The following is an 11,618-nucleotide window of genomic DNA, read 5'->3' on the forward strand; positions in this document are numbered from 1 at the left end:
CGCGTGGGCATGTTAGGTTCGACCGGCCCTTAGCATGCCCACGCTTCCTGCGGAGATGTGGGCATGGCACACGTAACAGCGACCGCTCGTAGAAGCCTGACTACCGGCGCGTCTTGGACCGGCGCGTCGTCCCGTACTTGCCGGAGGACTTGCTGGAACTCGGCTTGGCGGGCGTCGGTTTGGCCGGCGCGACGACTCCGGCGTCACCCTCTGCGGGAGCGACGGGCTTCGACTTGGGCAGCAGCTTCCGCTCGGTGATGCCCCACAGCGACGACGTGATGAAGTAGATGCAGAGCCCCGAGGGGACCTTGAAGAACATCACGCCGATGAACAGAGTCATGTAGCTCATCAGCTTCTGCTGCATCCGCGTCTGCTCGTCCGTCGCGGGGGGCATGAGCAGCTTCTGCTGCACGAGGAACAGCGCGACCGTCACGAGGGGCAGCAGATTGAAGTAGGGCCCCAGCCAGCCCGTGTAGCCGAACGCCCACTCGGGCCACGTGCCCCAGTACGCGAGCTTGTCCGGCGCCGCGAGGTTCGACGCCCACGAAAGCCCCGGGATGAACGAAGCGCCGCGAAGCTCGATATCGGTCGACAGCCCGCGATAGAGGCCCAGGAAGATGGGGATCTGGATGAAGATCATCCAGCAGCCGCTGAACGGGTTGTAGTTGTGTCGCTTGAAGAGTTCTCGCTGGGCCTTGCCGAGCTTCTCGTAGTCGTCCTTGTACTTTTCGCGCAGGGCCTTCATCTCGGGGCCCAGCTCCTGCATCTTCCGCGCGTTCATCGCCGCCTTGCGACCGAGCGGGAACATCAGCGCCCGCACGCAGATCGTGAGCAGCATGATCGCGAGCGCGTAGTTCCGCAGGAACGACTCGAAGAAGTGGAGCAGCCACAGCAGCGGTCGCGAGACCAGGCCGAACCATCCGTAGGAGATGGAGGCCTCCAGACCGTACGCGGTCAGGATCTCCGTATCCTTCGGTCCGAAGAACAGGCGATAGGAGCGCTCGAACGGTTCGGCGGCGGAAACGGCGAACGGCTGCGACGTGAGCAGGAAGCTCGTGTTCAGCAGCTTCTTCCGGTCGGCAACGACGTTGACGGTTCCGCCCGCCGCCTGAGCCTTGAGTTGGTAGAAGGGCGTCGGTTCGGTAACGCCCGACGGCAGCGCCGGCGCGGGGGGAACGATCCCGGCGAGAAAGTACTGCGAATCGATGGCCGCGTAATTCAGTTGCCCCAGCGGTTCGGTCGGCGAAGTGACGCCGGTGAAGACCACGTTTCCCGCGGCGTCCGCCGGATCGGACAGGTTGCCGAAGATCTCGGGAGCGCCGAGAAAAATGTGACCGGTGGCGACCGTGTCGTACGCCAGGTCCCGGGCGCCGAGCGCCGTGAACATGTGGGACGGGTGGATCTTGGTCAGGTACCACCAGCCTTCCGACGGAGCGCCGGTCGGCCCCTGCAGCACGAACGCCAGATTCGCCGCGGCGTCCCCTTCGGTCTCGACGCGAATCGTCATCTTCACGTCGTAGGCGGTCGACTTGGTCGCCCCGTCATCGGTCGGCTTCGTCGGGCGAAGCTCGTACGTTTTGACGACCGCGATCGGCTGATCGATCCCGAGGGCCTTTCGCTCGGCCGCGTTCAGCGCCAGCCGGAACGAGATCGAAGTCGCCGGGCCCGAGCCCTCTTGAGGAACGACCTCCCAGTTTCGATTCCGCATCGACTCCGCGGCGCGAACGACCGCGCGACGGCCTTCGATATCCTTGCCGTTGGCGAGATGCAGCAGGAAGGACGGAGGATCGTTGAGCGAGGTCTGTTCGTTCTTCTCGACGCGGACGACCTGCATCGGCGCCCGCGTGAGCGTCGCCTTGACCTTGGCGACGCCGGGCTTCCCCGCAGTCGTGCGATTGACGGTCAGCGTCACGACGTCCCCCGGCTTGGCCGCGCGGAGCGCCTTCTGCCAGTCGTCGACCCGATCGATCGCCTGATCGTTCCAGGCCACGATGACGTCGTCGACCTGCACGCCTGCGAGCGCGGCGGGCGTTCCGGCGCCGACGGTCCGGACGCGGACGCCTTCGACGGCGTCGTTGATCACGTCGAGATGGCCCAGGTAGGCGAGCGTCTCTTCCAGCTCGCGGTACTTGGGATTCGAGAGTTCGACCCGATAGACGGCTGCGCCCCGATTATCGAGCGTGACCAGAAACGGATACCCGCTCTTGGGATCGACCGACCCCATGGTCAGGAATTCCCGCGGAGTCGTGGGGGAAAGCAGAGCTTCGTCGCCGACGGCGGCCGGATCGGCCTCTTCGCCCGATTCGCCTTCGCTCGCTGCGTCTTCGCCGGAAGCGCCCTCGCTGGAAGCGTTGGGCGTCGCCTCGTCATCGGCGGGCGCAGCGTTCTCGGCGCCGGGCTGTTCCGGATTATCCGGCTCGTCGCCGTCCGCGACTTCAGCGTCTCGCCTGGCGACCTCCTGGTTCGCCGGCGGGAGGTTCTTCCGCGGCGGCTTGGGGAGCAGGTAGACGTCGATCAGCGCATAGACGCCGATGACGGCGATCGCGGAGACGATGAAGATGATGAAACGCTTTTCCACGAATCCGATTCTCTGCGGCAAAAGTTGCGCGGGGGTCGCTCTGTTCCACTGGCGCCGTGTGCCATGCCCACATCGCGAAGCAGGGTGGGCATGCGGTGTTCGGTCTCCAGGAAGCGACGTTCTAGGCCGGTTCCGTCGTCATTCGAGCGTTCGATCTCGCTCGTCCAGCATGCTCTCCAGCCTCTTCCAACCTACCCACGCTGCTGGCGCGACGTGCGCATCGTACGCACACCTGCAGCCCTCGAAGGTCGATCCCTCAGTGTCCTTCGCGAAGCCGGTCTCCCTGGGCGCGATCGATTTCGGGAATGGCATGGATCTTCGCGATCGTCTTCTCCCGGTCGTACTCGACCCGGCGATAGACGACCGACTCTCCGTCGAAGATGACGTAACAGGCGCGGGGGTCGCCGTCGCGCGGCTGACCGACGCTGCCGACGTTCACCATCCACTTGCCGTCGCCGTGAAAGCGATAGGGCCCCTGCAATTCCGATGAACGGGTGAACTGTCCCCGCAACGTGAACACGCCGGGGACATGGGTATGTCCCTGGAAGCAGAGTCGCTGGATGGCCTGAAAGATTTTGACGTATTTCGGTTTGCAGTGAACGTCTTCCGGGAAGACGTACTCGTTCAGCGGATTCCGTGCCGAGCCGTGGACGTAGAGCACGTTCTCTTCGCGGAGCGTTCGGGGGAGCTTGCACAGGAACCGCATCCGCGCGAGGCACGACTCGCGTTCCTGGGGACTGTCGTCCTGGGGAAGTTCGACCTGGGCCCTCGTCCAGTAGATCGCCTTCTCGGCGCCGGCGCTGAAGCCCTCGGGATCGAACAGGGCCGCGCTGTCGTGATTCCCCAGGATCGTGCGTGCGAAGGGGCGGACCAGGTCGACGCACTCGCGGGGGTTCGGTCCGTAGCCGACGATGTCGCCCAGGCAGTAGTACTCCTCGACGCCTTGCGACCGCGCATCGGCGAGCGCCGCCTCGAGGGCTTCGAGGTTCCCGTGAATGTCGCTCAGAATGGCCCGTTTCACGGAGAGAACTTCCCGCCTGCGACGACGCCCCGCGAGGGTGAGCCGTCCGGTGTGCGATCTCGTGCGGTCAGCGCACAGGGGCGGAAGTCATCTCCCGCCGAAGAGCCTGCTGCCGAGGTTGTCGTCCAGTTCCGGGGTGGCGTAAATCTTTCGCGCGGTCCGTTCGACGTCGTACTTCACGCGTCGATACGTGAGCGAACGGTTTTCGAGGATCACGTAGCAGGCGCGGGGGTCGCCGTCGCGCGGCTGACCGACGCTTCCCACGTTGACCATGAACTTCCGGTCGTCGAAGACGAAGTCGCCGTCGATTTCGTTGCCGTACTCGAAACAGTATCGCCCGTCGTCGTCGCAGAACACGCCCGGCAAGTGGGTATGTCCTTGGAAACAGATGTGTTCGATCCGGCTGAACAGCGCTTCCATCTTTCGCGGATCCATGACGTCCTGCGGAAAGACGTACTCGCTCAGCGGATCGCGGGCGGAGCCATGCACGAAGAGCATGTCCCGCTCCGTCACGGACTTGGGCCGTTCGCCCAGGTAGTCCCAGCGCTTGTCGACCGAGTGGCGTCCACCGACGGCCATGTCGAGTTGTTCCCGGGTCCAGAAGATGGCGTTCAGCGCCATGTCGTTGAACCCGTCGGGATCGAAGAGGGCGGCCTGATCGTGGTTGCCCAGGATCGTCACCTTGCAGCGATCCATCACCAGGTCGAGGCATTCGACCGGGTTGGGACCGTAGCCGACGATGTCCCCGAGGCAGTAGATCTCGTCCACCCCTTCGCGATCGGCGTCCTCGAGCACCGCCTGAAGCGCCTCGAGGTTGCCGTGGATATCGCTGATTAGGGCGCGTCTCACGAAGCGGAACTCGCGGCAGGGTCGGCGGATCGGGTGGCGTACGTCGGCGAACGCTGCATCTTATTCGGCCTATCGGCGCCGCTCAATGGCCGCAGCGCGGCCCGGCGGAGCGCTCCGGCGCCTGTTTCCGAACGCCGCATGCGCTTTCGTTTCGACCCGAACGGTTCGCGACGCCGTTACGAGCGGACTATCTGAACCGACTGCTTCGATCGAACTCCTTCGCGTGAAAAGTCTTCGCAGATCCCGCTTGCCTTTTCTCTCGCCTAATGCCCCAAGTCGGCCCTTTCCGATATCTCCCGCTAGGCCGCAAGCATGCAGGTTCGCGAGCGGCCTCCGTCATCAAGCTCGAAGCCGGCGATGCGCTGGCGCCCGGAGACTTCCCGAATCGGAGGTCTCGCGGTTCGGTCGAATCGTCCAGTGACCGCCGGTTTCGCCGGCGATCGACCTCGTGGACGAAGCCACGACCGGGTCGTCAGGCGCCGAAGCCGAAGCGCAAAGCCGCACCCACCGGACCCCCGCCTGGAGCTTGATGCGTTCCCACTTTCCCAGCCGAACGCGGCGCATCGGAGGATATACGGAATGAAACGAAACTGGTTAACCGCCTTCGTCGGAACGATGCTCTGGGGCGTCGGCGGTCTGTTCGCGGCAGGGGGCGTCGCCCCGCTGCACGCGTCGGAGCCCGCCTACTGCGTCTGTCCGTACTTCGCGGAGGACTTCGACAATACCTACGCCTTCGGATCCGACTGGTACTTGCTCGGGCCGGAATCGAAGGAGGCGGACGCCTTCCTCGCGGCGCTCGACGCCGCCGAAGACGCGGCGGAAGAAGCGAACAAGGCGAATCCTCCCCGGCGCGAGATCGTCCCCTCGCCCCTGCCGCTGGAGAAGGCGAACTGCCTGATCGACAAGTCGACGGGCGAGAGCTACGCCCGGTACCTGGTCGAACAGGTCTACAAGCTCTACTTCGCGGAGAAGGACGCTCCGTCCGTCGCGTCGAACGATGAGATCGTCGCCGATCCGACCGATGACGCCACGCTGCTCTGCCCCGCGGAGCAGGACTATCTCGACTGGCGCCTGGACGCCCTCGGATACGACGATGTCGCCCCCGCGGCGGACGAACCGGTGAGCGAGGCCCTCGCCTCCGAGGCGTCGCAGTCGATCGAGGCGATCGCAGCCTCGCAGTCGATCGAGCGGCTGGAACTGAAGCCCGCGCCGCAGGCGAAGTACGACTGGGAAGCCTACGAGTACGACTGGTGCGGGGCCGACGATCCCGCCTTCGCCTCGCAGGAAGAGAAGGTCGCCGTCGCCGAAGTCGAGGCGACCAAGGCCGAGAAGAGCGACGCGGAGACGAGCGCCGCCGAAAAGAGCTACGCCCAGGCCGAACGACTGAGCGCGTTCGAAGAGTACGCGATCTGGGAACAGAACTACGGCGACTGTGCCGAAGCGGCTGAAGCCTGGGCCGCGGTGCAGAGGCTGGAAGATCAGTTCGCCAACTACTGGGACAACGTCGTCCTGTCCGGCGAGATTTACGTCGCCCCCGCTGACCAGGCCGACTCCATCGCGTCGATCGTGCTGAACGGCTCGCCCTCGACCTGCACGCCGACGGTCAAGGCCACGCTGGTCCGGGACGAGGACTTCGCCGCGCCGGGTCAATACGTCGCGACCGTTCGCGAAGAAGCGAGCTATCCGCTCGAAATCCTCGCCTCCTACGGCAAGAACCTGAACCTGTCGGACGAGGCGGTCGCCCGCATCGCGACGAGCCGGGTCCAGGAAGCGACGGAACTCTCGACGCTGAACGTCGCGACGCAGCCCTTCTTCGCTTTCGGCGAGACGGCCCGCCGGGCGATCCGCGACCTGGTGCTGAGCGCCGACGAGCGTGCGACCCTTCGCCAGGTCGCCGGGAAGAACGGCCAAAGCACGCTGCGGTAACGCCGCGAACAGATGTTGCGAATAGCAGCAGCGCCGCGAAACGCTACACCCGCGATCGCCCCGCGAGACCCGGAAAATTCGCGCAGCGACGCGTTCCGAAATCCTCCCGAAAGCCGGCCGACACGATTCGGCCGGCTTTTTCGCGTGATTCCCCTTGCATCCGGAGGGGTTTGCGAGCGATGAGAAAGAATCGCGTCTTCCGAAGGCCCGGCGGCACAGTAACTGCTTTTGATCGGTGCCGCTGCCGCGCGTGAGGATGGTCGCGCGGTGTTAAGCTGGGGTAAACAAGCGGCGTCGGGGAATTTTTCTTGGCACGCTCGCGACCCTTCGGATAGACTTGGTTCTGTCCGCAAGTATCGTAAATACGCGGCATTGGAGACCCCGGACGGGGTTTTCGGGTACGCGAGGGGAGCCGGAAGGGCGGATCATGCCGCCTTTGGCGGATTCGCTCGCTGCCGGCGTGCCGATTCGATCGCTCGACGATGTCCCGCTGCCGAGATGCTCGGCGACGGGAGACTCGCAATCTTTTCCGTGCTTTGGAGCGGCTTGATGTACTCCCGACGCCGTTGGCTCTCGCTGGCGACTGCCTGCACGCTGGCGATCTCTTCTCCGGGATTCACGCTGTCGACGAACGACCTTCGGGCCGCTGAGCCGACCTCTTCGGGAGTTCCGGCACCTGCGCCCGGGACGCAGATGCGGTCCTTTCGCGGCGCCGACGGACAGCAGCATTTCGCGCTGTCGATGGTCGCCGGCGAAGCGGCCGGCGAGGCCGTCCGGACGGACGTCGCCGTCCTGTTCGACACCTCGGCCAGTCAGGCCGGGATCTTCCGCAACGACTCGCTCGCCGCGCTCAGGGCGATGCTCTCTGCGATGGAGCCCGGCGCGAAGGTCGAAATCTTCGCGCTCGACCTTCAGCCGGTTTCGATGACCGACGGCTTCGTCACGCCCGACCAGGCGGCTGAAGCGGGTCTGCGTCGTCTGGATCAGACCGTTCCGCTGGGCGCGACCGACGTGCGGCTCGGCCTGGAGCTGGCTGCCGACGCCCTGTCGCAGTCGCAGGCTCCCCAGAAGGCGATCATCTACATCGGCGACGGACTTTCGTACGCCGACGTCCTGCAGCCGGAAGAGTTCTCGGCGACCGTGGACCGGATGGTTCAGGAGCGGATCGCCGTCACCTCGTACGCCATCGGCCCGAATCGCGACGTCCACTTTCTCGCGGCCCTGGCCAATCACACCGGCGGTCTGATCTATCTGGACAGCGAACAGGCCGACGCTCCGATGCAGGGAGGCCTGGGTCTGGCCAAGTCGCTGGTCGGGACCGTCTACTGGCCGACCAGTCACAACCTGAACGAGCAGTTCGCCAGCGTCTATCCGTCGCGCGTCCCGCCCCTGCGGTCGGATCGCGATTCGATCGTCCTGGGCACGTTCGCGGGCGAAGGTCCGTTCGAGCTGTCGATGACCGTCGCTTCCGCCGCCGGCGAAAAGGAGCTGAACTGGACCGTCACGCCGCAGGATCACCCTGACTTTGCGTTCCTTCCCCGTGCGATCGAGATGGCTTCCGCCGACGGGGGCATGAGCCTTCCGACCGTCGGATCCGTCGGCCTCGGGGAAATGGCGTGGGTGATGAACAAGGAAGCGACGACGCTCGCGAAGCTCAGCCGTCAGGCGCTCGCCTCGGGCGACGAAGAGGCCGCGGGTCGTCTGGCCCAGGCGGCGCTCGAAACCGATCCGGAAAACCTCGAAGCGTCCGCCGTTCAGGGCGAAGTCCAGCAGACGAAGCCGGCCGACGCGGTGGTCTATCCCCTGCTGCAGCCTGATCCGTTCGGCGGCCCCGCCCCCGATAACGCCGATCCGTTCGGCTCGACGCCTGACTCGAACGCGGAGGCGGAAGTCGCCCCCGCGCCGAAGGCTGTCCCCGGCGCCGGCGGCGGCGTCGAAGGCGCGCCCGGTACGACCGGCAACCTTCCGACCCTTCCCGGACCGGGCGCCGCACCGGCGGCTCCCGGCGTTCCCGCTGCCGGAGTGGCGCCGAGCGTCCGCGTTCCTGCGGCTCCTCGCGCGGTTTCGTCCGCTCCCGGCGGTCTGCTTTCGAGCGTCGCCGAGGACCGTCTGGCGATTTCCGAACGAGCTTCCGCCGACATCGCGAACCGCCTGCGGCTCGCCCGCGACCTGATGGGCAGCGATCCGCAACTGGCGGTCGACGACCTGAAGCTGGCGCTGACCGACGTGGAACGCGCGGTCGACGTCGATCCCAGCGTGCGGGCCCAACTGATCGATCAGATCACGTCGGCGATCATCGACGCGCAGGCTCGCGTCGTCGTCGTGGACGACTCGCGGATGCGGGCCGAAGAGGCTCTCGCCGCGGGCGACGAACGACTCCGTCTGCTCGCCGCGTCGCAGCGTCAGCAGGAACGCGTGCAGCAGCTCTTCGAGCGCTTCAACGCCCTGATGGAAGAGCGTCAGTTCGCGGAGGCGGAAAACGCCATCGCCATCCCCCTGCGGGAACAGTTCCCGGATCTGCCGGCGGCGGAATCGGCCATGTGGTGGTCGCAACTCGCCGGCAACATCGACCGGAACGATCGCCTGCGTCGGGCCAAGCAGCGGAACTTCCTGGACGCGATGTACCAGGTCGAGCTGTCGCACATTCCCTTCCCGGACGAACCGCCGATCGTCTATCCGCCGGCGGAACAGTGGGAGCAGCTCACGCTGGCCCGTAAGCAATACAAGTCGGTCGACCTGGCGTCGCCGGGTTCCGCCGAAGCGGATATCATCGCCGCGCTCGATCAGGATACGAACCTCGACTTCCTCGATCAGCCGCTCGAAACGGTCATGGACGCGATCGAAGCGCAGCACGGCATCCAGATCGAACTGGACGAGGCGGGTCTCGAAGAGGCGGCGATCACCAGCGACGCCGAGGTCACCGTTCAGCTTCAGGGGATCTCGCTCAGGTCGGCGCTGCGGCTGATGCTCCGCGATCTCGATCTGGCTTACCTGATCCGCGACGAAGTGCTCGTCATCACGTCCCGCGATGCGGCGGAACTCGAAGTCGTCTCCCGGGTCTACCCGGTCGGCGACCTCGTGATGCCGACCAGCCCCATGATGCTGCAGGGCATGAGCGGCATGGGCGGCGGACAGTTCGGCGGCGCCAACATGAACGGCGGCGGCATGGGCGGCGGCGGCATGGGCGGCGGCATGGGCGGCATGGGCGGCGGCGGCATGGGCGGCGGCTTCGGCGGCGGCGGCATGGGCGGCGGCGGCTTCGGCGGCTTCATGCAGGTCCAGGATGACGCTCTCCGGCTGGGCGGCGACGCCGAGACGAAGCCTCTCCCCGCGGCTCCCGCGAAGAACGCTCCCGCTGGCGCTCCTTCCTCGAAGGCTCCCGCCGCGGCCCCGGTCGCGACCGCTCCCAAGCGGGCTCCGCAGGTGTTGACCGTCCGCATCGACGGCGGCGACGCGGCCCAGGCGTGGGACAACCTGTTCCTGTCGCAGCGACCCGATCCGGCTGACGTTCGTCAGACGGCCCGGCACCTGATGAAGACCAAGAAGTACGACGAGCTGGTCGGCATGCTGGAATCGGCGATCCGCCGCGGACAGCCGCAGCCCTGGATGTACGAGGCGATGGCCCTCGCCATGCAGGCGAACGGCTCTCCCGCCGCGGACCTCGAACGCGTCCTCATGTCGGCGATCGACTTCACCCGTTCGTACGACGACGCGGTCTTCGCCTCTTCGTACATGGCGAAGGTCGGGCTCGAAGCCCGGGCGCTGAAGACGCTGCAGGAAGCCTCCTACCTCGTCCCGGAACGGCCCGAAGCCTACCAGGTCGGCCTCGCCATCGCGGACGAGTCCAAGAATGACGAGGCCCTGCAGTGGGCCTGCTCCGGCCTGCTCCGTCAGTCGAGCGCCAGCTCTTCCAAGCAATGGCAGGATCGCGCACTTCGGACTGGTCTCGCTGCCGTCATGCGGCTGCAGAAGTCGGGCGACGTCAGCGGCGCGCGAGCTTTCGCCGCTTCGCTGAATGGGGCGCTCGTTCGCGACTGCTTCATCCGGGTCAGTTGGACCGGCGACGCCGACGTCGACGTCTTGGTTCAGGAACCGACCGGAACGATCTGCTCGCTGCATCAGCCGCGGACGCGGGCCGGCGGCGCCCTGCTCAAGGACGCATACGCCGTCGCGGGTCAGCAGCCGGTCGACGGCTATTCCGAGGAGTACGCCTGCTCCGAGGCGTTCCCCGGAATGTACCGCGTCTACATCAAGAAAATCTGGGGCGACGTGACCGCGGGCAAGGTGACGGTCGACGTCTACAAGTACTACCGCACGCCGCAGGAACAGCACGAGCGCCAGCAGATCTCCCTGGTCAAGGGCGACGCGATCGTGCAGTTCCGGCTCGAAGAAGGTCGTCGTCAGCAGGAAATGGCCGACGAAACGCTGATCGCGCACGCGACCAAGCATCAGGAAATCGGTCGCGCCATCCTGCTGCAGCATCTGGCCCAGGCGGAACAAAGCCGGACCAGCGCTGAGTACTACTCGGCGGTCGCCACCTCGGACGCCGCTGCCGCGGGAACGCCGGATTACGGAATCGGAAGCCGTCGCGCGGCCGGTTACCGTCCCGTCATCACGCAGATCCCCTCGGGTATCAACATGACCGCCATGGCGGTCGTGTCGGCCGATCGTCGCTACGTCCGAATCACGTCGATCCCGACGATCCAGAGCCTCGGTCAGGTGTCGACGTTCAACTTCGTCACCGGCGGCGGCTCCGTCCAGAACGGCGGTAACGCCAACGGAAACGCGGCGGCCAATGCGAACGCAGCGGCGAACGCCAACGCGGCGGCCAACTAACGGTCGAAGCTGAGCGTGCGAATCTTCGACTCCCGCGGGTCCGTCCGGCCCCGCGGGAGTTTTTCTTTGCGCTCGCGCAGGAACGGCGCCGACGCCCGTTCGAGCGGTCAGGCATCGGCGCATGAAAAAACGCCGCTCGGCCGGCGAGGCCCTACGGCGTTAACGTTCGATTCAGCGTCGAGACGGAACCAGGTAAAGCCGCGAGTCAAGACCTCGTTCTACTCAGGACTTACCTGGCTCGACTCTCATCGCCTGCGGCGGAGCGGAGGGCACGGGACTCGAACCCGCAACCGATTACTCGGCACTTCATTTCCAATGAAGCCGCTAACCATTCGCTTACCCTCCGGAACAACGAGACACCATCATATCCAGCCGGTTCGGACCGTCAATGCGACTGCGAGCGCAAGC

General features: G+C 65.9%; 5 protein-coding genes and 1 tRNA gene. 2 read left to right on the forward strand and 4 right to left on the reverse strand.

The features are described 5' to 3' along the window. Positions 1-100: 100 nt before the first annotated feature. The 3 genes from SH602x_RS08535 to SH602x_RS08545 form a co-directional block, all read right to left on the reverse strand. On the reverse strand, positions 101-2,578 hold the full coding sequence (locus SH602x_RS08535) for a YidC/Oxa1 family insertase periplasmic-domain containing protein (RefSeq protein WP_479476384.1): 2,478 nt from the start codon (positions 2,576-2,578) through the stop codon (positions 101-103). A 256-nt stretch (positions 2,579-2,834) separates the two neighbouring features. Then, the gene (locus tag SH602x_RS08540; RefSeq protein ID WP_479476385.1) at positions 2,835-3,599 is read right to left on the reverse strand and encodes a metallophosphoesterase family protein; all 765 of its coding nucleotides are present in this window, start codon (positions 3,597-3,599) and stop codon (positions 2,835-2,837) included. An 87-nt stretch (positions 3,600-3,686) separates the two neighbouring features. Beyond that, positions 3,687-4,448: a metallophosphoesterase family protein gene (locus SH602x_RS08545; protein WP_479476386.1), complete on the reverse strand. Its 762-nt coding sequence runs from the start codon at positions 4,446-4,448 to the stop codon at positions 3,687-3,689. 579 nt (positions 4,449-5,027) lie between these two features. On the opposite strand from SH602x_RS08545, the gene SH602x_RS08550 reads away from it, so the two are divergent. Continuing rightward, positions 5,028-6,374: a hypothetical protein gene (locus tag SH602x_RS08550; protein ID WP_479476387.1), complete on the forward strand. Its 1,347-nt coding sequence runs from the start codon at positions 5,028-5,030 to the stop codon at positions 6,372-6,374. 693 nt (positions 6,375-7,067) lie between these two features. Continuing rightward, entirely contained in the window at positions 7,068-11,210 is a 4,143-nt protein-coding gene (locus tag SH602x_RS08555) for a DUF2135 domain-containing protein (RefSeq protein WP_479476388.1), read from the forward strand. 263 nt (positions 11,211-11,473) lie between these two features. Here the strand turns inward: SH602x_RS08555 and SH602x_RS08560 are convergent. Next, a tRNA-Ser gene (locus SH602x_RS08560) sits at positions 11,474-11,555 on the reverse strand. Between the last annotated feature and the right edge of the window lie 63 nt (positions 11,556-11,618).

Source organism: Lignipirellula cremea (assembly GCF_056501455.1).

Coding starts and splice junctions, on each gene's coding strand:
- SH602x_RS08555 (WP_479476388.1), top strand. CDS start 7,068: ATGCGGTCCTTTCGCGGCGCCGACGGACAGCAGCATTTCGCGCTGTCG.
- SH602x_RS08550 (WP_479476387.1), top strand. CDS start 5,028: ATGAAACGAAACTGGTTAACCGCCTTCGTCGGAACGATGCTCTGGGGC.